The 24,348-nt window shown below is 64.1% G+C and carries 26 protein-coding genes; 14 read left to right on the top strand and 12 right to left on the bottom strand.

The genetic code is table 11. From position 1 onward, the window contains the following. Nucleotides 1-318: 318 nt before the first annotated feature. On the bottom strand, nucleotides 319-711 hold the full coding sequence (locus V1280_RS11850) for a His-rich protein BRANT (RefSeq protein WP_334523405.1): 393 nt from the start codon (nucleotides 709-711) through the stop codon (nucleotides 319-321). 257 nt (nucleotides 712-968) lie between these two features. Between V1280_RS11850 and V1280_RS11855 the strand changes: the two genes are divergently transcribed. The 7 genes from V1280_RS11855 (at nucleotide 969) to V1280_RS11885 (ending at nucleotide 9,096) form a co-directional block, all read left to right on the top strand. Further along, nucleotides 969-1,514 (top strand): tetratricopeptide repeat protein, encoded by a 546-nt coding sequence (locus V1280_RS11855; RefSeq protein ID WP_334523408.1) that lies wholly within the window; start codon nucleotides 969-971, stop codon nucleotides 1,512-1,514. Nucleotides 1,515-1,620: 106 nt separating this feature from the next. Further along, nucleotides 1,621-3,000, top strand: coding sequence for a serine hydrolase domain-containing protein (locus tag V1280_RS11860; RefSeq protein WP_334523411.1), 1,380 nt, complete (start codon nucleotides 1,621-1,623; stop codon nucleotides 2,998-3,000). 132 nt (nucleotides 3,001-3,132) lie between these two features. Further along, nucleotides 3,133-4,113 (top strand): BMP family protein, encoded by a 981-nt coding sequence (locus tag V1280_RS11865; RefSeq protein ID WP_334523414.1) that lies wholly within the window; start codon nucleotides 3,133-3,135, stop codon nucleotides 4,111-4,113. A 54-nt stretch (nucleotides 4,114-4,167) separates the two neighbouring features. Beyond that, on the top strand, nucleotides 4,168-5,601 hold the full coding sequence (locus tag V1280_RS11870) for an amidase (RefSeq protein ID WP_334523417.1): 1,434 nt from the start codon (nucleotides 4,168-4,170) through the stop codon (nucleotides 5,599-5,601). Then, nucleotides 5,598-7,106, top strand: a complete 1,509-nt coding sequence (locus V1280_RS11875; protein ID WP_334523420.1) for an ABC transporter ATP-binding protein — start codon at nucleotides 5,598-5,600, stop codon at nucleotides 7,104-7,106. The genes V1280_RS11870 and V1280_RS11875 overlap by 4 nt, the downstream gene beginning before the upstream one ends. Then, a complete protein-coding gene (locus V1280_RS11880) occupies nucleotides 7,106-8,155 on the top strand; it encodes an ABC transporter permease (protein WP_334523423.1) in 1,050 nt (349 codons plus the stop codon). The genes V1280_RS11875 and V1280_RS11880 overlap by 1 nt, the downstream gene beginning before the upstream one ends. A gap of 44 nt (nucleotides 8,156-8,199) precedes the next feature. After that, a complete protein-coding gene (locus V1280_RS11885; protein WP_442895229.1) occupies nucleotides 8,200-9,096 on the top strand; it encodes an ABC transporter permease in 897 nt (298 codons plus the stop codon). 41 nt (nucleotides 9,097-9,137) lie between these two features. On the opposite strand, the gene V1280_RS11890 is transcribed toward V1280_RS11885, so the two are convergent. Beyond that, a complete protein-coding gene (locus V1280_RS11890; RefSeq protein WP_334523429.1) occupies nucleotides 9,138-10,712 on the bottom strand; it encodes a S10 family peptidase in 1,575 nt (524 codons plus the stop codon). A gap of 233 nt (nucleotides 10,713-10,945) precedes the next feature. Here V1280_RS11890 and V1280_RS11895 point away from each other — a divergent pair, with 233 nt between their 5' ends. The 3 genes from V1280_RS11895 (at nucleotide 10,946) to V1280_RS11905 (ending at nucleotide 12,978) form a co-directional block, all read left to right on the top strand. Then, a complete protein-coding gene (locus tag V1280_RS11895) occupies nucleotides 10,946-11,725 on the top strand; it encodes an NAD kinase (protein ID WP_148778381.1) in 780 nt (259 codons plus the stop codon). A 98-nt stretch (nucleotides 11,726-11,823) separates the two neighbouring features. Continuing rightward, nucleotides 11,824-12,369, top strand: coding sequence for a response regulator (locus V1280_RS11900; RefSeq protein ID WP_008133731.1), 546 nt, complete (start codon nucleotides 11,824-11,826; stop codon nucleotides 12,367-12,369). A gap of 30 nt (nucleotides 12,370-12,399) precedes the next feature. After that, entirely contained in the window at nucleotides 12,400-12,978 is a 579-nt protein-coding gene (locus tag V1280_RS11905) for an Hpt domain-containing protein (RefSeq protein WP_334523436.1), read from the top strand. A gap of 120 nt (nucleotides 12,979-13,098) precedes the next feature. On the opposite strand, the gene V1280_RS11910 is transcribed toward V1280_RS11905, so the two are convergent. The 4 genes from V1280_RS11910 to folE all read right to left on the bottom strand — a co-directional run bounded on the left by V1280_RS11910 (nucleotide 13,099) and on the right by folE (nucleotide 16,866). Then, nucleotides 13,099-14,274: a DUF2336 domain-containing protein gene (locus V1280_RS11910; RefSeq protein WP_334523439.1), complete on the bottom strand. Its 1,176-nt coding sequence runs from the start codon at nucleotides 14,272-14,274 to the stop codon at nucleotides 13,099-13,101. Between the two features lie 291 nt (nucleotides 14,275-14,565). Then, nucleotides 14,566-15,582, bottom strand: coding sequence for a lytic transglycosylase domain-containing protein (locus V1280_RS11915; protein ID WP_334523442.1), 1,017 nt, complete (start codon nucleotides 15,580-15,582; stop codon nucleotides 14,566-14,568). A 141-nt stretch (nucleotides 15,583-15,723) separates the two neighbouring features. Beyond that, complete coding sequence (gene hisI / locus V1280_RS11920; protein WP_334523445.1) at nucleotides 15,724-16,146, bottom strand: phosphoribosyl-AMP cyclohydrolase; 423 nt, start codon at nucleotides 16,144-16,146, stop codon at nucleotides 15,724-15,726. A 27-nt stretch (nucleotides 16,147-16,173) separates the two neighbouring features. Then, nucleotides 16,174-16,866 (bottom strand): GTP cyclohydrolase I FolE, encoded by a 693-nt coding sequence (gene folE, locus V1280_RS11925; RefSeq protein ID WP_148778376.1) that lies wholly within the window; start codon nucleotides 16,864-16,866, stop codon nucleotides 16,174-16,176. A 243-nt stretch (nucleotides 16,867-17,109) separates the two neighbouring features. Between folE and V1280_RS11930 the strand changes: the two genes are divergently transcribed. Then, nucleotides 17,110-17,565 (top strand): iron-sulfur cluster assembly scaffold protein, encoded by a 456-nt coding sequence (locus tag V1280_RS11930; protein ID WP_148778375.1) that lies wholly within the window; start codon nucleotides 17,110-17,112, stop codon nucleotides 17,563-17,565. Nucleotides 17,566-17,581: 16 nt separating this feature from the next. Here the strand turns inward: V1280_RS11930 and V1280_RS11935 are convergent, their stop codons facing one another. Next, nucleotides 17,582-18,481 (bottom strand): hypothetical protein, encoded by a 900-nt coding sequence (locus V1280_RS11935; protein ID WP_334523452.1) that lies wholly within the window; start codon nucleotides 18,479-18,481, stop codon nucleotides 17,582-17,584. 229 nt (nucleotides 18,482-18,710) lie between these two features. Here V1280_RS11935 and yidD point away from each other — a divergent pair, with 229 nt between their 5' ends. Both yidD and V1280_RS11945 read left to right on the top strand, forming a co-directional pair. Next, nucleotides 18,711-19,049, top strand: coding sequence for a membrane protein insertion efficiency factor YidD (gene yidD, locus V1280_RS11940; protein ID WP_334523455.1), 339 nt, complete (start codon nucleotides 18,711-18,713; stop codon nucleotides 19,047-19,049). 91 nt (nucleotides 19,050-19,140) lie between these two features. Next, nucleotides 19,141-19,353, top strand: a complete 213-nt coding sequence (locus tag V1280_RS11945) for a hypothetical protein (protein ID WP_334523458.1) — start codon at nucleotides 19,141-19,143, stop codon at nucleotides 19,351-19,353. A gap of 1 nt (nucleotide 19,354) precedes the next feature. Here V1280_RS11945 and V1280_RS11950 read toward each other — a convergent pair whose 3' ends face one another. The 4 genes from V1280_RS11950 to V1280_RS11965 form a co-directional block, all read right to left on the bottom strand. Next, a complete protein-coding gene (locus V1280_RS11950) occupies nucleotides 19,355-20,311 on the bottom strand; it encodes a PDR/VanB family oxidoreductase (protein WP_334523461.1) in 957 nt (318 codons plus the stop codon). Next, complete coding sequence (locus V1280_RS11955; RefSeq protein ID WP_334523464.1) at nucleotides 20,308-20,829, bottom strand: MOSC domain-containing protein; 522 nt, start codon at nucleotides 20,827-20,829, stop codon at nucleotides 20,308-20,310. Before V1280_RS11955 ends, V1280_RS11950 begins: the two co-directional genes overlap by 4 nt. Before the next feature lie 55 nt (nucleotides 20,830-20,884). Continuing rightward, nucleotides 20,885-22,198: an MFS transporter gene (locus tag V1280_RS11960; RefSeq protein WP_334523467.1), complete on the bottom strand. Its 1,314-nt coding sequence runs from the start codon at nucleotides 22,196-22,198 to the stop codon at nucleotides 20,885-20,887. Between the two features lie 105 nt (nucleotides 22,199-22,303). Beyond that, nucleotides 22,304-22,438, bottom strand: coding sequence for a hypothetical protein (locus V1280_RS11965; RefSeq protein ID WP_334523471.1), 135 nt, complete (start codon nucleotides 22,436-22,438; stop codon nucleotides 22,304-22,306). A gap of 115 nt (nucleotides 22,439-22,553) precedes the next feature. On the opposite strand from V1280_RS11965, the gene V1280_RS11970 reads away from it, so the two are divergent. Further along, nucleotides 22,554-23,117 (top strand): helix-turn-helix domain-containing protein, encoded by a 564-nt coding sequence (locus tag V1280_RS11970; protein ID WP_334523474.1) that lies wholly within the window; start codon nucleotides 22,554-22,556, stop codon nucleotides 23,115-23,117. A gap of 18 nt (nucleotides 23,118-23,135) precedes the next feature. Here the strand turns inward: V1280_RS11970 and V1280_RS11975 are convergent, their stop codons facing one another. Further along, nucleotides 23,136-24,347, bottom strand: coding sequence for a hypothetical protein (locus V1280_RS11975; protein ID WP_334523477.1), 1,212 nt, complete (start codon nucleotides 24,345-24,347; stop codon nucleotides 23,136-23,138). Nucleotide 24,348 lies beyond the last annotated feature (1 nt).

Here is a 24,348-nt window from a genome sequence, read left to right on the forward strand (position 1 = left end):
CTTGGAGTGTTCCAGTCCCAAGGTTTGCAATGATGCATGTCTAGAGGTGTTTTGCCCGACGAGTCAACCGGATTCGTAAAATCCGTAGGCAGGTGTCCCTCAACCCGTTGATTCATCTGCCGTCGTCTACTGTGCATGGGGTTGTTTTCGAGATTGCTGTTTGCGGTCTGCAAACCCAGCGAATTCGTTGCGGCAAACGGCGCACCGGCCCGCCGCCAGCGCCTCGCGCTTGCGCGCGGGGCGTGACGAGCGAGCCGGGCCTGAACTCCGCACGCGGCAGCAGGGCAATCCAGGGATGCCGCCGCGCGGGATCAGTTTTTAGCTGCGCTTCTCGGTGGTCACCGGCTTGGTGAGGGCCGACGGCGTCTTCAGCGACTTCTTGGCCGACAGATGCTTGTGGTGATGGCGATGCGTCCGCACGGTCTTGTGCTCGTCCGGCGTGATCGCGGCGTTGGCGTTCATCGACTTGGTCTTGGTATCGACCTTGGCATCGGCCTTCACATCCGGCTTGGCAGTCGACTTGACGTCGGCGGCCTTGCCGTCGGCCTTGACGCCGGCGTTGGGCTTGGCGGCGGTGGTCGAGACCTTGCTCTGGGTCTGGTCCGCCTTGATCACCGGTGCGGCCGTCGTGGTCTTGCCGGCTTCAGCTGCGAAGGCCGGGGCTGCGATGACGGAGGCTGCGAGCAAGGCTGCGGAAATGGTCTTCAACATGGTTGGTCTCCTCTTGGAAGGATCTTGAGGCGGCGCCCTTTCGCCAACCCTTCGATCATGGGTCAGAGCCTAGGGGGAGCGCGCTGAACCCAGTCTGAAGCCCGCTGCAGGCTTCCGTTCATCTGGATGACAAGTTTGTCATCTTGTCGTCTGAGGGCCAAACCGCCGGGGACGGCGGGGAATGTTTTTGTCTGCCGGGTGTTCCGGTCTTTGGGCAATCGTGTAGGATCGCCACGTTCCATTCGGGAGAAACTTAGATGCGCAAACTTTCAATGCTGCTGGTACCGGGACTTGTCTCGATGGCGTTGGCGGCCGGACCGGTGCTGACCAGCGCCTATGCCGCCGGTAGCGATGATCCCTCGTCGCCGCCGAAGTCGGACAGCTCGACCAAGAAAGAGAAGAAGAAGAAGAGCTCTTCCGTCAGCGATCCAAAATTCCTCGCGGCCTATCGCACCGCCTACACCACGATCTACGACAAGAACGACTACACGGGCGCGATCGGCCAGCTGAAGCAGCTCAAGCGTGACGACGTCGCCGACGTGGCGAACCTGATCGGCTACTCCTATCGCAAGCTCGGCGACTACCAGTCGTCGAAGGTCTACTATGAGATCGCGCTGAAGGACGATCCGAACCACGTCCGCACCTGGCAGTATTACGGCCTCTGGCAGCTCGAGCAGGGCAACCGCGAACAGGCGCAGTATCATCTGAACAAGATCGCCATGCTCGCCGGCACCGACAGCTCCGAGTATCGCTCGCTTGCTGCCGCGCTCGACAAGCCGACCGGCGCGACGCTCGTCTACTGAGATATAGCATCTTCGACCGAAGCGAACGGGCACAACCGTGGGGTTGTGCCCGTTCTGCTTTCTCGGCTAGCTTCTTGCACCGATCTCCTCGCAAACCGGTAGCACAATGGACACGTGGCTGCGATCCGCGATCGACTACATCAGCTCCTGGATCGAATTCCAGCAGACCACCCTCCAGCAGCCCGGCGTCATGGTCGCGTTCGTTCACCGCGGCGAGGTCGTCGCCGAGCACGCGTTCGGTCTTGCCAATCTCGACACCGGCGAGAAGCTCACTCCGCGCCACCGCTTCCGCATCGCCTCGCACTCGAAGAGCTTTACCTCGGCCGGCATCATGAAGCTGCGCGAGCAGCGCAAGCTCAGGCTCGACGATCCCGTTGGCCAGCATGTGAGCGGCCTGCATCCGCGCGTGGCCGAGACCACGATTGCGCAGGTGCTCTCGCACAGCGCCGGGCTGACGCGCGACGGCGCCGATTCCGGTCAGTTCATCGACAGCCGCCCCTATCTCAACGCCAGGGAGCTGCTCGCTGAGTTGAAGGGGCCCACCGCGATCGAGCCCGGCACGCGCTTCAAATATTCCAATCACGGCTTTGGCCTGATGGGCCTCGTCATCGAAGCCGTGACCAAGGAGCCCTACTCCGCCTGGATCAAGCGCGAAATCATCGAGCCTGCAGGCCTGCGCGAGACCGAACCGAATGCGCCGCTTCCCAGGGGCGCGCTGTTTGCGCGCGGCCATACGCGCAAGCTGCCGCTCGGCGAGCGCTGCGTCATCCCCGGCGATAATCCGGCGCACGCGATGGCATCCGCCGCGGGCTTCGTCGCCACCGCCGCCGATACCGCGCGCTTCTTTGCCCAGCTCGCCCCCAACGCCAAAAAGAGCGTGCTGTCAGTCGCGAGCCGCCGGGAGATGACGCGCAACCATTGGCGCGTGCCGCAAAGTTTCGAGGGCTATTACGGCCTCGGCGTCAACGCCGGCAAGACCGACGGCTGGGACTGGTTCGGCCATGGCGGCGGCTTCCAGGGCTACATCTCCCGGACCTGCTCCATCCCCGGATGCGAACTCGCGATCAGCATCCTCAGCAACTCCATCGACGGCGTGGCCCCGTTCTGGATGGACGGCGCGATGCAGATCCTGCGCGTGTTCAAGACCCGCGGCGCACCCGACCGGCGCGCGCGCGACTGGACCGGCCGCTGGTGGACGATCTGGGGCGCGACCGACTTCGTGCCGATGGGCAACCGGGTGATGATCGCCAATCCGCAGTTCAACAACCCGTTCATGGATGCCGCCGAGATCGAGGTCACCGGCCGCGACACCGGCAAGCTCACCTGGGCGGCCGGCTATTCCAGCCATGGCGAGCCGGTGCGCCGCATCCGCGACAAGCGCGGCAAGGTCAGCGACATCTGGATCGCCGGCGCCAACGTCAAGCCGGCGGCCGTCGTGGCGCGCGAGATCGCGCGACGGTATCAGCCAAACAAGAAGAAGCGATAGCGACTGCGCGTCTGGGCGCAGACCCAACACGCTCGGCCAGGGCACATTGCGCCCATTCTGTGGGCTTGACAAATTTTCCTCCGACTTCAACTCTCCCTAGAGATCGCAAGCGACTGTCGTGGATGGTTGAAGATGATGTTCTCAGTGTCACGTCGCAAATTCCTTACGGGTTCAGCAGCAGGCGGCCTTGCGCTCGCAGCGCCGCGCGCATTTGCCGCCGAGAAACTCAAGGTCGCCGGCATCCATGCCTCGCCCGTCGAAAATGCCTGGAATTCACGACTGCACGAAGCGCTGCAATCCGCCGCCAAGGACGGCGTCATTGAGTATGTGTTTTCGGAAGGCGTATCTGGCACTGACTATCCACGCGCCATGCGTGAGTATGCCGAACAAGGCCACAAGCTGATCGTCGGGGAATCCTATGCGGTTGAGGCTCAGGCGCGCCAATTGGCCGCCGACTATCCGCAAACCGCATTTCTGATGGGATCGAGCGGCAAGCCGTCAGGAGACAATTTCGGCACCTTCGGCACATGGAACCATGAGGCGGCCTATCTCGCCGGCATGCTCGCCGCGCCTCTTTCCAAGAGCGGGACCTTCGGCACGGTCGGTGCGATCCCGATTCCGGAAGTCAACATCCTGATCAACGCGTTTCGATCGGGGGTCAAGGAAATCCGGCCCGACGCCAAATTCTTGATCGGGTTCATCGGCACCTTCTTCGATCCTCCCAAGGCGCGCGAATCCGGCCTCGCGCAAATCGACGCCGGGGCGGACATCCTTTTTGGCGAGCGCATCGGTACGGCCGACGCGGCCAAGGAGAAGAAGATCAAGTCGATAGGGTCGCTGCTGGATTACACGCCACGCTACCCGGACACGGTGTTTGCCAACGCGATGTGGTACTTCCGTCCCATTCTCGACGCGGCAATCGCCGACGCGAAAGCTGGCGCCAAGGCGGGCAAGGACTACTCCTCCTTCAGCTTTATGAAGGCGGGAGGCAACGACGTCGTGTTCAGCAAGGCCCTGGTCGCTCCGGAATCGATCGCCGCAATGGAAGCCAAGCGGGACGCGATCAAATCCGGCAGCTTCACCGTTCCTGTCGACCCCAAAGAACCAACCTAGTTTCTTGAGGAGTTGACTGGCACCGCTTCTCCCAGTCCTTCGGGGATGTGCATTTTGACAGACGCACGCGATCCCCAGGATGGTGTGACCCTCGGTGCAGCCATTCGTGCTGGACGAACGACCAGCCGCGAAGTCCTGGAAGCAGCCCTCGAGCGCGCAAGCGCCGTTGGCGAGTTGGGCGCGATCAGCCACCTCGCTGAGGACATTGGTCAGCAGCAGGCCGCAGCGATCGACGCATGCCGTGGACCGCTCGCGCAAGAAGATGGCGGTCCTTTTTGGGGCGTCCCTTTCCTGATGAAGGACCTCGGCGCGGCGGCCAAGGGCCTTCCTGTCGTCTGTGGCTCGCGCTCGCTCAAACCGGTGCCCGCCGGCAGCGATGACGAGCTTGCGCAGCGCTTCCGTAAGTCCGGACTTGTTCCGTTCGGCCTCACCACTGTTCCAGAGTTCGGACTGTCGCTGAGCAGCGAGCCGGCTCTGGGACCGATCGCGCGCCATCCTCTCGATCCGTCTCGGACGCCCGGCGGATCGTCCGGAGGTGCCGCGGCCGCCGTGGCCGCGGGGGTGGTGGCACTGGCGCACGCCACGGACGCCGGTGGTTCGATTCGTGTTCCGGCGGCCTGTTGCGGTCTCGTCGGGCTGAAGCCGAGTCGTGGTGCTGTCCCTGGAGGACCGAGCTTCCAAAACCACATCGGCGGTCTCGCCTCCGAGCTCGTCGTCAGCCGCACCCTCCGCGACACCGCGGTCGTCCTCGATTGCTGTAGTGGAGCGGCCGCCGGTCCCTACCCCGATCCCGACCTTGGCAAGCCGCTGGCCGATCGCCTCGACATTCCTCCCGACGGCCTGCGTATCGGGCTCTGCTCCGAGGTCAGCGAAGGCACGCCGATCCAGCCCAGCTATCGCGAAGCCGTGCGTCATGCAGGGTCCGTGCTGGCGGGAGCCGGCCATACGATCAGAAATATTGGTCCCGAAGTTCTCAATCCTCTCGCTCGCGACGCCGCTCTGGTTTTTGACAGGATCATCTCAGTCAATCTGGCGCGGACACTTGACGACGTCTCCGCCGTGGAGTTGCTGACCGCCGCCGTCGTGCAGCGTGGACTTGCCATCACCGCACGCGAACTTCAGGATGCCGAGCTCACCGCCGTCCGTGTCGCGCACGCCCTCTGGCGGCTTTTCGATGAGGTCGACGTGATCATCACCCCCATGTTGAGCGGGCCGCCGCCGCTCATTGGGTCCTTTCCCATGGACCACGGCGATGTCGACCTGCACTGGCGGCGAATGACGGATTTCGCTCCCTACGCGATGATTTCAAATGTGGGTGGCACACCGGCGCTGTCGATCCCGCACGGAATTGGCGACCGGGGCCTTCCCCTGTCCGTGCAATTGATCGGCCCCATGGCAGCCGATGGCTTGCTGCTGCGCCTTGCGCGCCAGCTGCAAAGGGCCGTGCCGTGGCATTTCGCCGCGCCGATCGCCGGATTGCCGCGATGAACGATATCGTCCTCAGCCTGGAGGGGATCACCAAACGCTTCGGTTCGCTCATCGCGAACGACGATGTCACGCTGAACTTGCGGCGGGGTGAATTGCTGGCTTTGCTCGGGGAGAATGGCGCCGGCAAGACGACCTTGATGAACATTTTGTTCGGTCACTACGCGGCGGATGCAGGTCGCGTCGTCGCTTTCGGTCGCGAGCTGCCGCCCGGGCGCCCTCGTGCAGCAATCGACGCCGGTATCGGCATGGTCCATCAGCACTTTGCACTCGCGGCAAATCTGACCGTACTGGAAAACATCGTTGCAGGCACAGAGAGCATCGGTCGGCTTCGAGGTGACTGGCGGCGCGCGCGCGTCAAGCTCACGGAGATCGCCAAGCGTTTCGGCCTTGCGATCGACCCCGACGCCCGGGTGGGCGATCTCTCCGTCGGGGAGCGACAGCGGGTGGAGATTCTCAAGGCGCTTTATCGCGACGCCCGCATCCTGATCCTTGACGAACCGACCGCAGTGCTGACGCCGCAGGAGGCCGAGAAGCTGTACGATACGCTGCGTATCATGGCTGCGAAGGGCCTTTCGCTCATTTTCATCTCGCACAAGCTGCATGAAATTCTTGCCGCCGCCGATCGGATCGTCGTGTTGCGCGGCGGCAAGGTTACGGCCGAACGCATCACGGCGAACACCAACAAGAACGAACTTGCCGAGCTGATGGTGGGGCGGCCCGTCACGCGGCCCGTCCGAGAGGCACAACAACCCGGCGCGCTGGTCATGCGAGCTGAAGATGTCTGTGTCGCGGGGTTCAAGCCGCTTTCGGATATTTCCTTCGAATTGCGCGCCGGCGAGACGCTCGGCATCATCGGCGTGTCGGGCAACGGCCAGTCGACGCTCGGGCGGCTTCTCGGAGGCCTCGTCAAGCCGACCGCGGGCAGCTTCGAGCTTCTTGGAGCGATCGTTACGGAGCCGACGCCGGCCTCGTTCGTTGTATGCGGCGTTGCCCGCATTCCCGAGGACCGGAATGTCGATGGCACGGTCAGCGACATGACGCTGTGGGAAAATTCCGTGCTGGAGCGGATCGGCGAGTGGCGCTTTTCAGCCTTCGGCTTGGTTCGCCGGTCAAGTGCGCGCGCCTTTGCGAAAGCCATCATCGAGCGGTTCGATGTCCGCGGCGGCGTGCCCGACACACCGATCCGCCTGCTGTCAGGCGGCAATATGCAGAAGCTCATTCTCGGACGAAACCTTCTGACTTCGCCGCGTATTCTGATTGCAGCCCAGCCGACCCGCGGGCTCGACGAAGGCGCGGTTGCAGCCGTCCACGCCGAAATCCTAGCCGCACGTCGCGCCGGCGCCGGGGTCCTTCTCATCTCGGAAGATCTCGACGAGATCCTGCAACTGGCGGATCGGGTCCAGGCGATCGCGAACGGCCGTCTCTCGCCGTCGATCCCGATCGAGGATGCAGAACCACGCCGGCTCGGCCTGATGATGGCGGGCGCCTGGAGCGAGATGGCTTGATGCGGCTCGAACGACGCGCCAGGGTTCCAGTGACGCTCGCCGTTGCGGCTCCGTTCAGCGCCGTCCTGGTCGCGCTGTTGCTTGCCGGCATTCTCATTGCGATGACCGGCGCTCCGATCCTGGAGGCCTATCGGCGCATCCTGATCAGCGCGTTCGGTTCCAAATCGTCGATCACCGAAACGCTCACGCGGGCCACACCATTGATCCTCACCGGCCTCGCGGTGGCCGTCGCCTTCCGGACGCGTCTGTGGAATATCGGTGCCGAAGGCCAGTTCTATTCCGGAGCGCTTGTCGCGGCGATGCTGGGCTCGCAACATGGGCTACAACTGCCCGGCGCAGCACTGATTCCGATCCTGATGGTCGCGGGCGCCGCGGCCGGCGCGATATTGATGCTCGCCCCGCTCGGGCTGCGACTGCGGTTCGGCGTCGACGAAGTGGTTACGACGCTTCTATTAAATTTCATCACGATTTTGACGGTGTCGATGATGATCGACGGCCCGCTGAAGGACCCCATGGCCTTCGGCTGGCCCCAGTCGGTACCGATCGTTGGTGATGCCTTTCTTCCCAAGCTCGTTTCGCGCTCCAGGCTTCATATCGGATTTCTCATCGCTATCGGCCTCGCCCTCCTGATCTGGCTTGTCCAGGAGCGAACAGTGTTCGGCCTCGAGACTCGCGCCGCAGGCCTCAACCCCGCGGCGACCACCTTCGCCGGCATCAAGGTCAATCGTCTGCTCGTACAGGTCGCCTGCATCTCAGGCGGCCTCGCCGGCCTTGCCGGTGCGATCGAGGTTCTCGGCGTGAAAGGATATGTCACGACCGACCTGTCGCCCGGTTTTGGCTACACTGGCATCATCGTCGCAATGCTCGCAGGCCTGAACCCGATCGGCGTCGTGGTCACGGCCATTTTCGTCGCCACAATATTCGTCGGGTCGGATGGGATGAGCCGCGGGCTCGGCGTGCCGAGCTTCATTGCCGATGTCATCGTGGCCCTGTCGCTGCTGGCCGTGCTGGTGGCGCTGGTCCTGACCAATTACAGGATCCGCCGTTGAGCGCCGCACTGGACCTTTTCGCATCCGCTGGCCTCTGGGCGGCCATGCTTCGCATCGCAACGCCGCTCATCTTCGGCACGCTCGGCGCGCTGCTCTGCGAACGGTCGGGTGTTCTCAACCTCGGCATCGAGGGTATCATGACATTCGGCGCCATGGTCGGCTGGCTGACCGTCTATCATGGCGGCGATCTCTGGCTCGGTCTGCTCGCCGCGGCGCTCGCTGGGGCTGCGTTCGGTCTGCTGCATGCGCTCCTCACCGTCCCGCTCGGTGTCTCCCAACATGTCGCAGGCCTCGGCATCACGCTGTTCGCGTCTAGCCTGGCCTATTTCATCTTCCGTCTCGCGATCCCCGTGTCCGGTTCGCCACCGACAATCGTGCCATTCCAGGTCCTCCAGATCCCGCTGCTCTCGAACCTTCCGTTTCTCGGCGAGGCGCTGTTCCACCAGACGGCTCCCACCTACGTCGCGATTCTGCTCGCCCTGTTGCTCGGTTACCTGCTGAGCGCCACACCATTGGGGCTAGCCATCAGGATCGTGGGAGAGAATCCGCATGCGGCCGAGGCCCAAGGGCTTGATCCGATCGCCATCAGGGTCGGTGCGATCGCGTTCGGCAGCGCCCTCATGGGCCTGGGCGGTGCGTTTCTCACCCTGTCGGCCTTCAACAGCTTCTTCCCGACAATGGTCCAGGGACGTGGCTGGGTCTGCATCGCACTCGTCGTCTTCGCATCATGGCGCCCGACACGGGCGCTTCTCGGCGCGCTGCTGTTTGCACTCTTCGACGCCTATCAGCTCCGCCTCCAGCATATTGTTGGCAAGGCTGTGCCGTATCAGCTTTTCCTGATGCTTCCCTACGTGATGTCGATCGTCGCCCTGCTTGTGATGGCGCGGCGTGCGCGGGTCCCGCAAGCGCTGATGCAACCGTTCCGGCGCGGAGAACGATAGGATCCACTCGCCATGCAATGAAGCATGGCCTCGCCGATCCCCTACTCCCTGATCAATCCCTCGACCTCACCACGCAGCGCCTGTCGCGAGCCGTCACGCGAATAGAACATGTGGCCACCGGGATAGACGACGAACTTCACCCGCGACGTCACAAAGGCCGGCAGCTGGTCGAGCGCCCGCTTCGTGCCGAAATAGGGCGTGGCAAGATCGAACAGGCCGTGCGCGACCAGCACGTTCAGCTTCCCATCGGTGGCGAGGATCTGGCGCAGCTCCGACAGCGATTGCGGCGGGTTGATGCCGCCACCAAAGTCCCAGTTGCGCTCGACGGCGCCGTTGAGGACTTCATAGGAACCGTCGGGCCGCCAGTTCAGTTTTCGCGTGAGCACATCGACCGCGGCACTCGTCAGTGGCGCCTGGAGCGCATCGCCCGAGGGATCGCCGAAGCGCGAACTGCTCGAATCCGGATAGGGATCGAGGCCGCGCACGGAGGCGTCATAACGTCCTGTCACCATGCCGTTCTTGCGGTCGAGCTCGCGGCGGAATTCGCCGACGTCGAAGCGGCCGGCAAGGCTGCGGCTCACAGCTTGATCGATGCCGGTTAGCTCGGCGACCTTGTCGGCCAGGCGATTGGTGGCCTCCTTGTCTGCCTCGCCCTTGACGAGATCGGCTAAAAATTCGCCGCGGGCGTAGGCCTCGACGTCAGCAAGATCGGCGCGCTTGACCGGCCCCCTGGCTTCGCGCGCGACTGCCACGTAGCTCGGCAAGGTCGCGACATATTGCAGAAGGCTCGTGCCGGTGAACTCGCGGAAATCCAGCAGCGGCGACACCAGGATCAATCCCTTGACGCCGACGCCGTGCTGAATCTGCAACTGGCGCACGACCTTCGGCCCGCGAATGCCGCCATAGCTCTCGCCCGCGACATATTTCGGCGAGGTCAGGCGGTTGTGCTTCTCGAGCCAGCGGCGGATGACGAGCGCAATCGAGTTGACGTCGCCATCGACCGAATAGAACCGTTTGCGTGCATCCTCGCCGCTCGCGATGACACGGCTGTAGCCGGTGCCGACGGGATCGATGAAGACGAGATCGGTGAAATCGAGCCAGGTCTCCGCGTTGGGCTTCACCTCGGGTGAGGCCGACGGCGATAGCCCCTCGCCGTCGAGCGGCAGCCGCCACGGCCCGGCCGCGCCGAACTGAAGCCACGCCGACGAGGCGCCGGGCCCGCCGTTGAACAGGAACGTCACCGGGCGCGTGGCGCGATCGGCACCGTCGAGCTCGTAAGACGTGGTGGCGATGTCGGCGAGCGGCTCCCCCTTCTCGTCGAATACGCGGATGGAGCCGGCGGTCGCGGCAAAGTTGAGCGTTCGGCCCGGCAGATCGAGGGTCTGCTTGGTGGTCTGGTCGCCCGGCAGACGATGCTGGTCGGCGGCCGATGGCGAGGCCTGCGCGGCATTGCCGCCGCGCCCGCCCTTCTGTCCCCCGGGCGCCGCCGCCTCGTTGCGCGGCGGCGGCGGATCGTCCGCACGGGCCGAGTCTCCAGGCGCCAAGCCTGCGAACGCGAAGGCAGACACCGCCAGCACCAGTCCCGCGTAACGCAGCGTCGGCAAGCTCATGATCATGATTGTTCTCCCTGACCTGCCCGTCGGTCGCTGGCCGCAGCTGTAGCCGGCAATTGCGACAGTTTGGGGGGATCGGAGGCCCCGGAAGGGCTTTCCGGGCCGATCTGCACGGCTTTTGCGGTCCCCAACCGACCCGTTTGCCTTGGCGGGCGGCATCCTCGACAATAGAGGCCCAGGTCGTATAGACGACCTCGGCGGAACTTTCTCAAGCCAGCGACACCTGCCTGGAAGCCATGACCAAGCCATCGCGATACGACCGGATCGCCTTCGTCGCCAGCCCGAGCAGCGAGGCAGAGGCCGCCTTCCACCAGCTCACCACGCAATACGGCAATTGCGATCCGGGCGAGGCCGACGTCGTGGTCGCGCTCGGCGGCGATGGGCTGATGCTCCAGACGCTGCACCAGCACATGCGCTCGGGAAAGCCGATCTACGGCATGCACCGCGGCACGGTCGGCTTCCTGATGAACGAATACTCGGCGCACGATCTGCGCGCGCGGCTCGAGGCGGCGCATGAATCCGAGATCAACCCACTGCTGATGCGCGCGACCGATACCAATGACCGCGTCCACCTGCATCACGCCATCAACGAGGTCTATCTGTTCCGCCAGACCTCCCAGGCGGCGCGCCTGCGCATCCTGATCGACGAGCGCGAGCGCATGCCCGAGCTGATCGCCGACGGCATCATCGTGGCGACGCCGGCAGGCTCGACCGCCTATAATCTCTCCGCCCAGGGGCCGATCCTGCCGATCAACGCCGCGCTGCTGGCGCTGACACCGATCAGCGCTTTCCGGCCGCGGCGCTGGCGCGGCGCACTGCTGCCCAACACGGCCTATGTCGTGATCGAGGTGCTGGAAGACGACAAGCGGCCCGTCGCAGCCGTCGCCGACCATGAGGAGGTACGCAGGGTCCGGCGCGTCGAGATCCTGTCGGACAAGACCATCTCGATGCGCATGCTGTTCGATCCCGGCCACAGCCTGGAGGAACGGATCCTGCGCGAGCAATTCGGCTACTGAGCTCCCTGCCCGGGGGTAGGCCGGACGCCCGTTCGCAACGCTTCGTTAACCCTCCGCGCGATATGGTTAATGAAAGTTGACCCTTTGGCCTGGGCGTCATGTTTCGCATCGACTTCAACAAGCTGCGCTTCCTCGTCTGCGACGACAATCCGCACATGCGCCGCATCCTGCGGACGCTGCTGCATTCGTTCGGCGCGCGCGAGGTCTACGAGGCCGAGGACGGCGCCACTGCGCTGGAAATGTACAGCCATTACGTGCCCGACATCGTCATCACCGATTGGGCGATGCCGATCTTCGACGGGCTCGAGCTCGCGCAGATGATCCGGCAGCCGGAATCCAAGGGCAACCCCTACGCGCCGATCATCATGCTGACGGGGCATTCCGAGAAGCGCCGCGTCACGGTCGCGCGCGATGCCGGCGTCACCGAATTCCTGGCCAAGCCGATCTCGGCCAAAGGCCTCTACCAGCGCATTCTCAACGTGGTCGCCAGTCCCCGGCCCTTCATCAAGACCAAGACCTATTTCGGCCCGGACCGGCGCCGCAACACCAACTCCGCCTATATGGGCCCGGAGCGCCGCGTCGGCGAAAAGCACGAGGTGCTCCAGCAGCCCTCGCTGCTCGACAAGGCCCGCTCCTCCATCTAGCGCAACGTCTCACCCGACGAGGCAGGCATCATGGCGAAGAACAGCGCACGAGACATCGAGGTTAAGGCCTTCGCCACCCATCACGTGATCACGCAGCCCAATCCACTGCGTAAAGTTCTGCGCCGGGTAGAGGAAAAGGACATGGACGATCCGATCGCACGCGCCGAGCAGGCGCTTGCCGATCTGTCCAGCGAGTTCAAGAGCTGGATGACGACCGAGGTCAATCGGCTGTCGTCTGCCTACGTCGCCATCCGCAACGACGGCTTCACCAAGGAACGGCGCGACGAGCTGTTCCACGCAGCGCACGACATCAAGGGCGACGCCGCCACGTTCGGTTTTCCGGCCGCGGCGGGCGTTGCCGAGAGCCTGTGTCGCATCCTCGAGCACGCGCCGGATCTCGAGAGGGTACCAGCCGAGCTGTTCACACACCACATCAACGCGATCCTCGCCATCGTGCACGAGAACACCAAGCTCGACAGTATCAGCGTCTCCGCCGAGCTCAGCCGCCGTTTGCGCAAGGTCGCCGACGACTATCTCGCCGACGTCAACCGCGACCGCCCCGAGCATCTCGAAGTGATCCTCGCGCCGAGCATCGTGCCGGCGGAATAGCGCTCCGCTCTCTCCTCTCGTCATTGCGAGTGCAGCGAAGCAATCCAGACTGTCCCCGCGGAGGGATTCTGGATTGCTTCGCTGCGCTCGCAATGGCGGAATTTGCGGGTCCAGCGAGAACTACGCCGCGATCAGATCGTCATACACCGGATCGATTGTGTCCTCCGCGACGAGCTCGTCGCAGAACAACCTCGCCTCTTCGCGCGCGGATTCGGTGGCGAAGCGGCGCAGCAGGACCATCAGGGGCTCGGTGGCACCGCGGTCGGTCTCGCAATGGGTGAGCACGCGCTCGACCATGCGCCGGCGCAAGCGCGCCGCGGTGTCGTCGGTGTCGACAAAGCCCTGCTCGTGGCAGGCATCGAGCGCGATCTGGAACGCCGCAAACGTCGCCTCGGGCAGCCCGGCGCGACGGAGCAGCGCGTGCAGGCTGTTGCCGCCACGGTCGTGCAGCAGCGCGGAGACGCGCGCGAGCGGCAGATCGGCCAATTCGGCCAGTGCCGCGTCAAAGAGTTCGAGATTGTTCGACAGCAGCGCGCGCAGGATCAGGCCCGCGGTGAGCTGGCCGGTGATCCGCAGATGCTTCACCAGGCCCTGCATGTCGTCGCCGCGCGAGCGCGCCGCGATGTTCATGGTGGAGCGATCGCGCGCCTCAATCGTCATGCGCTCGGCACGGTCGGCGCTTAGCCAGTTCCGCGCCACGACGAACTGCGCCAGCGTCTCGGAGAGCTTTGCAACCAGCGCCGCGCGCGTTGCGGCCGGAATGTCGTCCAGCACCAGCATTGCCTCGCGGATCGCGGCGAGATGGCCGTGACGCTCGACGATGCGATTCCAGGAGAACGGTGCCAGCTCGGCGTGAGGATTTTCGATCAGCTCCAGCGCAGCGGCCGCGCAGCCGACCTCGGCAATGGCGGCGCAGACCGAGACCGGCAGCGCGATGCGGCGCGCAACCGCGCATTGCACCTCGTCATTGCCGGTCGCGACAATGTCGACGAGATCGGCATCGATCAGCAGCGGCGAATGTTCGAGCACGGGCAGCGCTACGGTCCGCTGATCCGCCGACAGCACCCGCACGATCGACGCCGGCGCATCCGTGCTGCGCGCAAACGCCTCGGCCATCGCCTGCCGCACCAGCGGCGAGGGATCGTCGAGCAGCATCAGCAGCGCGCCTTCGGCAGCGACACGGTCGTCGTGGGAAAGATCCGAGATCAGCCAGGCCCGGGCCAATGCCCGCGTTGCCTCCGCCCGCTCACCGGCGGGCGCAGTCCTGATCCAATTGATGAACTGCCGAACAATCATGGTGCTTCCGGCTTACGCAACGAAAAAACGAAACGGTGACGGCTTGTCACCTGCAACACAAAATAAACCACGACGCTTAACAAAGCGTTCACCATAACTGGCTGGTTTTGTTGATGATTTGTTAAGGGAACAAAGGCGATTGCCGCATGTGCCACGGACGCAGCGCAGCACGCAAGTGATGCGCTGCTGAGCCGGGGCCCGTAATTTCAGAGAACGGTGTTTATTGCGTAGGTCCCTGCTCTGCGCAGCAGCGCTTACGCGCCGCAGCGCGTCCGAGACATGAGGCGGAGATTAGCTCGAGAACGCGCCGGTGCGATCGCTGAACAAATCGAGCGGCTGTGGCGGCCGCACGTCGGGCGTCGCTGACGCAACCGAGGTGAGCGAGGCATTGTTGCCCCACAATTTCTGCACCGTCGTCGAGACCGGCTGCGTCGCATCGCCGGGCTGATAGATCGAACGGAATGCCGGCGTGATCGGCGTGTTGTCAGCGACCGTCGTCGACGATGTCGCGCTCACCGGCGTCACGCCGCGTGCATCCGGGAAGGTCTGGAGATAGGCGGCGCCATTGACCATCGGCACGGTGGGCTGCACGCCGTTGGCGCTCGCGACCTGCGTGGTCGACGGCGTGTCGCCATACATCGCCATCGCGCTGCGCGTGGATTTCGCATTCGAGGCGCTCGCATAGCGCGCGTTCAGCACCGAATAGACTTCGGAGACGCTGCGCGCACGGCCATCCTTGGCGTAGAAGATCGAGCGGTTGGCGGAGGCCGCATTGGGAAACAGCCGCGCACCCACGGCTTGCGGGTTGTCCTCGGCATTGGCGATCAGTTTCGCCGCGCCGCCGACGCCCATGAAGTGCGCCATGTAGAGCTCGCTGTCGGACGGCCTGCGGCCGAGCAACCCGGTGAGCTTGAAACTGTTGGACTGTGTCAATGCGGCCGCCATGCTGGAAGCGGCCTCGGGATCGTCGCGCAGCTTCATGATCGAGCGCTTCATGAAGGGATCGTCGACGGTATAGGTGCCTGACGAGGTCTTGCTGATGGCGTCGGAATAATTGCCATAGCCGAGCTGGGGGCCCGCCTCTTTCACTGTACCGAGCCAGGTCTGGTCGATAAACTGATAGAGCCCGTGGGCAGACGACGTGGTGGCACCGGCCGACGGATCGAAATCCGATTCCATCTTGGCCGTGGTCAGCATGTATTCGAAGCTGACGCCGGTCTGGCTCGAAGCCTGCTTGATCGCGCCCGCAACGCGCCGCGATGAGTCGCTTGCGGCCGTCTGCGAGGCATTGGAATTGTCGACCGACATGATGGCGTGACCGGCCCGCGCGGCGTTTGAGCGGCGCCGGCAATTCGGACGCCTGATCGTCCCACCGTGGGACAGTTATGGTTAACGCGGGGTTAATTTGGGGGGCCCCGTCATCCCGGTGCGCATCCGCAGGGGCAAGCCCTACTTCTTGTAGACCGCGCTCGGATCGAACAGCCTGTCAGCATCGACGAAGACGAGCTTTGCACCGCCGTCCTCGGCTTCCACCTTGCGATAGAAGCAGGACCGGCGGCCGGTGTGGCAGGCGGCGCCGATCTGCTCGACGCGGAGCCAGACCGCGTCCTGGTCGCAATCGGTGCGGATTTCGACCACGCGCTGGGTCTGACCTGACGTCTCACCTTTTCGCCACAAGGCATTGCGCGAGCGGCTAAAGTACCAGGCTTCGCCGGTGGTAATAGTCTTGCGCAGCGCCTCGTCATTCATATGCGCGACCATCAGTACGTCACCCGTGGCGACGTCCGTCGCCACGCAGGTCACGAGGCCATTCGCATCGAACTTGGGGAGGAAGGCCAGGCCTTCCTCGATCTCGTGGGAGTGAGCGGACACGACAAATCTCGCCGGTTATTCGCGAGGTCAGCGCGTCATGCCTCGCACCATGGACAGGAAGCGGGCCTGCTCCGCCGGGTTGTCGCGGAACATGCCGGTGTAGCGGCTGGTGAAGGTGGAGGCGCCATGCTTGGCGACGCCGCGCACCGACATGCAGGTATGCTCGGCCTCGATCAGGACGGCAACGCCACGCGGCTTCAGGATCTCATCGATCGCGGCTGCTATCTGCGCCGTCAGATGCTCCTGGGTCTGGAGCCGGCGGGCGAAGATGTCGGTCAGGCGCGCAAGCTTCGACAGGCCAACGACGCGTTCCACCGGCGTATAGGCGATGTGTGCCCTGCCGTAGAACGGCATCATGTGATGCTCGCATTGCGAAGTGAACTCGATGTCGCGCACCAGCACGAAGTCATCATAGCCGGCGGTCTCGCCAAAAGTGCGGTCGAGCACCTCGGCCGGGCACTGGTGGTAGCCCTGATAGAGCTCGTCGAAGGCCTCGACGACGCGGCGCGGCGTGTCGAGCAGGCCCTCGCGCCCGGTGTTCTCGCCGATATAGGCAAGCAGCGTCTTGACCGCAGCTTCAGCCTCGGCACGCGCCGGGCGCGGCTGGTCGGCGCGAACGGCGGCCGCGAGGAATTCGGCAGGATCAAGCTCGGCCGGGCGGCTCTCGAGCTGCTTGTCAGAGGGCTTGCTCGGGCGGATGGATTTGATTGCAGCGTCCATATCGACTCCGTTCGACGGCCTTGCGGCCGGAGTGTCACCGGCAGACGGGGCGGACAAGCCGCCGGACGCCTGAAGAGAACAGTATTTGGCGAAAGAGGTCTCTTGGCAATAACACCGGCAATGCAGATCTGGATCATCGCCGACGCACCGCCGGACTGTTTTTCCGCCAGTTCCGACCCTATATAGGACCGTGGATCGCGCCCGCCAAGGCCGATCCGGCAGGTAAGTGTTGGACTCCATCACATGCTGAACGACATCTATAACAAGCGGATCATCGAGCTGGCCGGGAATATTCCGCGCCTCGGGCGGTTGTCGGCCCCCGATGCCAGCGCCACCGCCCATTCCAAACTGTGCGGCTCGACTGTGAAGATCGACCTCAAGATGGAGGGCGACACCGTCACCGACTTCGCGCATGACGTGAAGGCCTGTGCGCTGGGCCAGGCCTCTTCATCCATCATGGCAAGTCACGTGGTCGGCTCGACAGCGAGCGAACTCCGTGAGTTACGCGAAACCGTTCGCAAGATGCTGAAAGAGAATGGTTCGCCTCCCGAAGGCAAGTGGGAGGAAATCAAATTCCTCGAGCCGGTCCGCGACTACAAGGCGCGCCACGCTTCGACGCTGCTGACCTTCGATGCCGTGGTGGACGCGATCGGCCAGATCGAGGCCAAGGCGAAGCAGCCGGCCACCGCGCAGGGCTGAGACTGGACTGAAGCTCTTACTTCTGTGGTGCCGCGGCCGGTGCTGCCACGGTCCCGGTGGGGACCACAGCTTCCGCCGTCTTGGTCGACTTGGCAGGCTGCGCCTGCTCCTCGCCGAACCTTGCCTGCGTCTTCGGCGCAAGCTCCGCCAGCGCAGGCGCCATGACGTCCACATGCGGCAGCACGTCAGCTACCAGATCGGTCGTCACGAGATTGGTGAGCTTCAGCTCGGCTGCGTCGAGCTCATGGAGATCTTCCCAGGGCGGCACGTTGAGTGCGAGCGACAAAAGGTCCCCCGCCCCGCCCATGTCAAAGGTGTATTTGGCGAGCCGGCCGATGTCGCGTTCCACGATCATCAAATCCTGCGCGCTGTAGCTCGCCGCCTTGGCGTCATCGGCGCGGTCGCCCATCCAGATCTGATGGACGCGGACATGGGCCGCTTCCGGCACGTAGCGCTTCTTGCCGGCCAGCAGCAGGAACACGCACATGGATTCGCAATAGGCTTCCGAGGCGACCGCCGGACGGGCGCCCTGCCCGCCGCCGCTCTGCTGGGTGATGCCGACGGTGGTGAGAAGGCCGAGATTGCGGAAGCGCCGGCCGAGCGTGATGGCGTCGTTGACGGAACCGCCGCTGGAATCGAGCACGACGGTCGCGCCGCCGAGCTGGCGTCCGCGGGCGAAGTCGTCGAAATCTTTCGGTGTATCAGCAGTGATGATGCCGACCGCGCTGACCCAGCCGCGGCAGTTGGGCTCGCAGGCGACCCAGCCGAATTTCATCGGCAGCTTGCGCTCTTCGAGTGAAGCGCCAGCGCTGGCCGACGAGCCGAAGGTCGCGACGGCACCGGCCAACACGACCCCACAAGCGGCGGTTCCCACCAGCAACCAGCCGCGTAGATTGAGCGACCTCAGAACTTTCAAACTGGTCCCTTCCCCAAGCCCCAAGAGCGTTCAGGCAAGCCCCGTTTCGACGTTCCAGTGAGTCTCACATGAACGTCACAAAAATGGTATCCGGGGGAATACAGATCGTCCATAGGTACTTGCTGCACTGCTCCCAGAAAGCAGGCAAACTATGGCGTGAACACAACAGCCTGCTGTTCCCTGCATTGGAACTGCACATCAGCGCGCACAGGATGTCGGCACAGCGCACATGAAGCACTCAACCTGCGAGCACTGTTCCGCTCCTGTCGCTGAAGCGATGCGGCTGCCGCGCAGATTCGGCCGCGCGCTGATCTGGCTTTACCGACACACCCTGTCGCCCCTGGTCGGCTACAACTGCCGCCATCTGCCGACCTGCTCCGTCTATGGCGATGAGGCGATCGAGCGGTTCGGACTCTGGGCCGGCGGCTGGATGACGCTCGCGAGGCTGCTGCGCTGCAACCCATTCGGCACCTCTGGCATCGACAACGTGCCTCTCTCCGCGCCGAAGGCGGCGCGCTGGTACATGCCCTGGCGCTACGGTCGCTGGCGCGGCGTCAACGCTTCGTAAGCATGCTGCGGTGCTTTGCGCACCGCTGATCTGACCGGAACCGGAACTTTTCCCTCGCGTTGTTGTGATGCTCCCCGGGGAGAAAACAACAATGCGCTGGAAAATCAGCCCTCATTTTCACTTCAGGCTTGGTCCGCATCCCAAGTTCAATCCGAGGGATCACGATCCCCGAACCATCGATATGATCGCCATCGTGGCCCTGCTCACGCTCGTCCTCGGCTCTGGCTGGTATCTGGCGACAAGCTTCGCCACGCAGCCGAGTACGACGGCGTTCATCGTGCCGAGCCAGAACGTGCACTGGTAGGTCAGAGGTCCAGCACCAACCGCTCCGAATCTGATCCGGCGACGCAAACCATGAGATAGCGTTCGCGCTCATAGGGCGACAGGATACGGTCGCGGTGCACGGGCTTGCCTTCGATCCATCCGACCTTGCAGGCGCCGCAGATGCCGCCGCAGCACGAGGCTGCGACGTCGATGCCATCTTCCTGCAAGGCGTCCAGCATGGTCTGGCCGGCCCGAACCTGGATTTCAGTGCCCGAGCGCAGCAATGACAGCGTGAAGGGTTTTGCGTCGGGATCGATGACGGGCGGCGGTGCGACGAAGCGCTCGACGTGAACATTGGCTGCCGGCCACGTTGCGGTCACACGCTCGAAATCGTCAGTCATGCTTTCAGGGCCGCAGCAGGCGACAAACGTTTCCGATCCGCCCTCCCCGACCAGCGCCGCAAGATCAGGTCTCCCGGCCCGGGACGTGCGATGCACGACGACGCTGCCCGCATCAATCAGCGAGGCGAGGTGCGCGGAGAGCGGCACCTCCTCGCGCACAATCAGATGCAGCGCGAAGTCGGCCTCCCCCGTTCGCGCGAGGTGCCGCGCCATCGACAGGAACGGCGTCACGCCGATGCCACCTGCGATGAAGACATGGCGTGCGATGTCTGCACTAGGGTCTAAGCCGCCGCGCGGCAGCGAGACGCCGATGACATCGCCAATCCCGATCTCGTCGTGAAGGGTGCGCGAACCGCCACGTCCGTCCGCCTCGCGCTTGACCGCGACGACATAACGCGTGTTGTCGGCGGGCTCGTTGCACAGCGAATAGGTCCGCACGAGCCCGTTCGGCAGATGCAAGTCGATATGCGCGCCAGGCTTGAACGGCGGCAGCTCCCATTGGTCCGGGTCGGTCAGCGTGAACAGCTTGATCCCTGCACCAGCCTCCTCGATGCCGGCGACGACCGTCTTGACCGTCGTGATCGGGCGCGCCTTCATGTCACGTTCCGCACGGGGTCGCCGACCCTGACGATGCCGCCTTGCAGGATCTTACAGTTGAGGCCAGAGCGGTTGATCAGGGGATCGAAGATCGCCTTGCCGGTGATCTCCTCGATATGCCGGCACGGTATCGAAAGGCGCGTTGCTTCCAGCAGGGTCTCGCCCAGCCAGAAGCGGCGGCCGACCAGATGATTCAACGGCACACCCTCGACGGTGACGTTGCGCCGGTGCTCCTCGGGGCCGAGCGCGATGCCGGCGTCGCGTTTCAGCGCAACCAGCGTCTCGAGCTCGAACAGTGTGACCTGGCGGCCCTCTTCAGGCTTGTGCGAGTAAAACCCCTCTTCGTTGCCGATCATGTAACGGTCGCCTTCGATTCCGCGGCCGGCGACAAGCGAGATCGAGTCCGCGGCACGCATCGGCAGAAAGGCACGCGGGGCGAGATGAAGAAAGCGCACCACGCCGGTCCAGCCGAGGCGTGCCGCACTCTGCGCCGAACCGGCGCTGATGGTATCGAGCATGGCAAAATCCTTGTGAGAAGCGATGGCGCGCCGCCAGCAGCGGCGCGCCGCGGGATCAGGTCAGTTCCTTGTTCGCCATTTCCGGCGCGAACGTGGTTGCGGTCGCCGTGATGGCGGCGCAGGCGATCAGCAACAGCGACACCGGCCAGGTGGCGCCGCCGCTCCAAGCCATCAGTGAGGCTGCAATGAGCGGTGTCAAACCGCCACTGATTGCCGCACCGACCTGAAACCCGAGCGAGGCGCCGCTGTATCGCAGGCGCGCGGAGAACAGCTCAGAGTACCAGGGCGCGCCGATGCCGAACATCACCATCTGGCCGAAGGTGATCGCGACCACGATGGTGCAGATGACGATGGTGGGATCGCGGGTGTTCAGCAGCCAGAACAGCGGGAAGGCAAACAGCGCCGAGAACAGGCAGCTCGCGTAGAACATCCTCTTGCGGCCGACGACGTCGGACAGCCAGCCGAACAAGGGAATGGCGAACAGCGCGACCAGGGATGACGCGAACGCACCGTTCAGCACCACCGTGCGGGACAGGCCGAGATTGGCCGTGGCGTAGGACATCACGAACACGCCTCCGATGCTGGCATAGGCAATCTCGGAGATCTTCAGACCCACGGCGGTGAAGAAGGGCTTGCGATGATGCCTAAAGATCTCGACCAGCGGCAGGCTCGCGACATCCTTCTTGGCCTGAACCTGACGGAACGCCGCGGTCTCCTCCATGTTGAGGCGGATATAGAGACCGACGCCAACCAGCAGGATCGAGATCAGGAACGGAATCCGCCAGCCGTAAGTCATGAAGTCGCTTTCCGGCAGGCTTGCCACCAGCGCAAACATGCCGATCGCGGCGAGATTGCCGATGGGATTGCCGACCTGGACCATGCTGCCGAGCAGGCCGCGGCGGTGGGTCGGACAGTTCTCGACCACCATCAGCACCGCACCGCCCCATTCACCACCGAGGCCGATGCCCTGGAGGAAACGCAATCCGATCAGCAGCAGCGGCGCGGCGATGCCTATTTGCTGGTAGGTCGGAAGCAGGCCGATCAGAAAGGTGCCGATGCCCATCACCATGATCGTGATTGCAAGCATCGCCTTGCGACCGACCCGGTCGCCGTAGTGACCGAAGATCGCAGCACCGAGCGGTCGCGCCAGGAATCCGACCGCGTAGGTGCCGAAGGCCGCGATGGTGGCGAGCGTGGGGTTGCCGGCGGCGAAGAACACCTTGTTGAAGACCAGTGCGGTCGCCGTGCCGTAGATCAGGAAATCGTACCATTCGACCGCGGTGCCGATCACGCTCGACCACACGATCCGTCGCAAGCTCGCCGCCTCGTCCGGCGCTACGTTCAGGGCTATGTCGTCTGCTACGGTCATCGATCTCTCCAAAAGGTACCGGCGCCAGGGAAAAGCAGTTGGTTCGGTCCGCGGAGCCCATCGGCAGCCGGGACGGTCAAAATCGATCATGTTTACTGCTGGAAATCAATATCGCGAAACGCGGCGATTGCCACCGATCGCGGCAGAACGCGTCATTTGCACCATTTTTTGGCGATTTTGCGCGATATACCAGCGCATCTGCTCACAATATTCGCGCTCCTGCTTGAAATTTCTGCGCATGAGTTTTCTTTGGGAATACATCTGCCAGCCGCCCGGACGGGCCGCCCGCGCCGCCGGGCTGGCAGTCGGACGGCATCTGTTGCAAAAGAAGCATCAGCAGTTCGGAGACTCATGCGTGCTTGACGTCAGCAAAGCGACAGCGGTCGGGGCCAATATCCGCCAGGCGCGGATCGCCAAGGGCCTGACGTTGGACCAACTCGCCAAGCAGAGCGACCTTACGCGCGGCTACATCTCGCTGGTCGAGCGCAACCTGAAGATCCCTTCCTTGGCGGCGCTCCTGCGTATGGCCGCCGCGCTCGAGGTCAATGTTGCCAATTTCTTCGACCCCAACGCGGAGCCCGCGCCGCGCTACACGCTGTTCCGCCGCGAAGACGGCAATGTGCCGCTGTTCCAGGACACGTTTGGCGTGGTCCCGCTGGTGACCGGCCGCACCCGCAAGATGATGGAGCCGTTCCTCTTGAGCCCGCCGCATAAATCAGCGACGCGGGCCTCGCATGCAGGCGAGGAATTGCTGTTCGTCATCAACGGCAAGATCGCGATCAAGCTCGACGGCGAAGAGCTCGTCCTCGGCAAGGGCGACTGCCTGTACTTCTCAGGCGAGACACCGCACGAGGTCAGGAGCCTCGGCCGGCAGAAGGCGGAGGTTCTGGTCGTCGTGGCACAAAGCCCGACAACGTAGGCAGCACTTCACCAGGCCCTAACGGAACCAGAAGAAACGCCCCGGCGGCGGCGGGACCGGCTCGGGCGGGCGCGGCCGCTTCGGGCGCGGTTTCGGCGGCGGTTCGGTAAACGAGGTCGTCTCCGCGGCCGGCGCGGCCTCGCTCCCGGGGATCTTCACCGACAGCAGCAGGTTCGACTCATGCATCCGCCAGCGATAGCCGACGCCGAAATCGATCGGCTGCGCCCGCGTGAACAATTCGGCGTAGCGCTCCTGGTACCGACCGGGGAATTCGCTGATCGGACCGAGGTAACGGCCGAACGGGAAGAACCGCCATTGCCGCGAATTGTAGTTGGCGAGCGGAATGCCGGAATCATCCTGGATGATGGTCGCGCTGTTGGCGAGCAGCCAGTCGCGGGCGACGGTGAAATTGCCCGCGTGCAAGAGATACGACGCGCTCTTGAGCAGGCTGTTGCCGGGCCCGAGCGTCTCGCAGAATTTCAGGAAGCCAGCCGCGCGCGCACCGGAATTGGAAAGATCGGTCGAGAAATAATACAGCGTGCGCGCCTCGCCGTCGGCGCCTGCAAAGGTGATGCGGACGCCGCGCGTGGCGTTCGGCCCCGGATTGTCATTGCCCGTGTGCACCCCGCCCTTGTCGTCGAGCGCGACGGTCTCGACGTTGCGGATGGTTTTGCCGGAGCGCGCCAGGAAGACGTAGAGGATCGGCAAGGTGCCGTTGACCTGGTTGGCGTGCAGGTCGACCTTCATCTGCTTGGTGATGAAGAAGGAGAAGCTCAGGATCGAGCCGAGCGAGCGCTCGACATTGTAGAGCGCGGCATTGGCCGAGCCGCGCGGCAGCCTGGTCAGATCGGGCACCGCACCGGCCGGCTCCAGCGCGCCCAGCACGTATGTACTCGCCTTGGAATAGAAGGCGTTGGCGTAAAGGAAATCCGGGCCGCTGAACAAATAGAACATGGTCGGCCGCGGCGCGGCGAGATTGACGTCCGACCAGCTCCGGATCTTCGACAATTGCCGCTGCTCGAGCTGGGCGAAGGCGCCGTCGAAGAATTTTGCGTGATGTTGCCAGGACGGGTCCCTGGTCAGCGCGACCAGCGGCGAGTCCGCTGAAGGCTCCATGCCCGCGAGGAAGTGCGCAGTGTCGTCGAAGGTAACCTCGGCCGCGCGCGCGGACGAGATGGCCGCAGCCACAAGGGCAAGAGCGACGGCCGCAATTCTCATGGGTCGAAACATG

Source organism: Bradyrhizobium sp. AZCC 2230 (genome assembly GCF_036924495.1).
Classification (GTDB): Bacteria; Pseudomonadota; Alphaproteobacteria; order Rhizobiales; family Xanthobacteraceae; genus Bradyrhizobium; species Bradyrhizobium rifense.

Bases quoted from the DNA above. Each gene is read 5' to 3' on its own strand.
- V1280_RS11850 (WP_334523405.1), bottom strand. From the start codon at position 711: ATGTTGAAGACCATTTCCGCAGCCTTGCTCGCAGCCTCCGTCATCGCA.
- V1280_RS11855 (WP_334523408.1), top strand. From the start codon at position 969: ATGCGCAAACTTTCAATGCTGCTGGTACCGGGACTTGTCTCGATGGCG.
- V1280_RS11860 (WP_334523411.1), top strand. From the start codon at position 1,621: ATGGACACGTGGCTGCGATCCGCGATCGACTACATCAGCTCCTGGATC.
- V1280_RS11865 (WP_334523414.1), top strand. From the start codon at position 3,133: ATGATGTTCTCAGTGTCACGTCGCAAATTCCTTACGGGTTCAGCAGCA.
- V1280_RS11875 (WP_334523420.1), top strand. From the start codon at position 5,598: ATGAACGATATCGTCCTCAGCCTGGAGGGGATCACCAAACGCTTCGGT.
- V1280_RS11880 (WP_334523423.1), top strand. From the start codon at position 7,106: ATGCGGCTCGAACGACGCGCCAGGGTTCCAGTGACGCTCGCCGTTGCG.
- V1280_RS11885 (WP_442895229.1), top strand. From the start codon at position 8,200: ATGCTTCGCATCGCAACGCCGCTCATCTTCGGCACGCTCGGCGCGCTG.
- V1280_RS11890 (WP_334523429.1), bottom strand. From the start codon at position 10,712: ATGATCATGAGCTTGCCGACGCTGCGTTACGCGGGACTGGTGCTGGCG.
- V1280_RS11895 (WP_148778381.1), top strand. From the start codon at position 10,946: ATGACCAAGCCATCGCGATACGACCGGATCGCCTTCGTCGCCAGCCCG.
- V1280_RS11900 (WP_008133731.1), top strand. From the start codon at position 11,824: ATGTTTCGCATCGACTTCAACAAGCTGCGCTTCCTCGTCTGCGACGAC.
- V1280_RS11905 (WP_334523436.1), top strand. From the start codon at position 12,400: ATGGCGAAGAACAGCGCACGAGACATCGAGGTTAAGGCCTTCGCCACC.
- V1280_RS11910 (WP_334523439.1), bottom strand. From the start codon at position 14,274: ATGATTGTTCGGCAGTTCATCAATTGGATCAGGACTGCGCCCGCCGGT.
- V1280_RS11915 (WP_334523442.1), bottom strand. From the start codon at position 15,582: ATGTCGGTCGACAATTCCAATGCCTCGCAGACGGCCGCAAGCGACTCA.
- folE (WP_148778376.1), bottom strand. From the start codon at position 16,866: ATGGACGCTGCAATCAAATCCATCCGCCCGAGCAAGCCCTCTGACAAG.
- V1280_RS11930 (WP_148778375.1), top strand. From the start codon at position 17,110: ATGCTGAACGACATCTATAACAAGCGGATCATCGAGCTGGCCGGGAAT.
- yidD (WP_334523455.1), top strand. From the start codon at position 18,711: ATGAAGCACTCAACCTGCGAGCACTGTTCCGCTCCTGTCGCTGAAGCG.
- V1280_RS11945 (WP_334523458.1), top strand. From the start codon at position 19,141: ATGCGCTGGAAAATCAGCCCTCATTTTCACTTCAGGCTTGGTCCGCAT.
- V1280_RS11950 (WP_334523461.1), bottom strand. From the start codon at position 20,311: ATGAAGGCGCGCCCGATCACGACGGTCAAGACGGTCGTCGCCGGCATC.
- V1280_RS11955 (WP_334523464.1), bottom strand. From the start codon at position 20,829: ATGCTCGATACCATCAGCGCCGGTTCGGCGCAGAGTGCGGCACGCCTC.
- V1280_RS11960 (WP_334523467.1), bottom strand. From the start codon at position 22,198: ATGACCGTAGCAGACGACATAGCCCTGAACGTAGCGCCGGACGAGGCG.
- V1280_RS11965 (WP_334523471.1), bottom strand. From the start codon at position 22,438: ATGCGCAGAAATTTCAAGCAGGAGCGCGAATATTGTGAGCAGATGCGC.
- V1280_RS11975 (WP_334523477.1), bottom strand. From the start codon at position 24,347: ATGTTTCGACCCATGAGAATTGCGGCCGTCGCTCTTGCCCTTGTGGCT.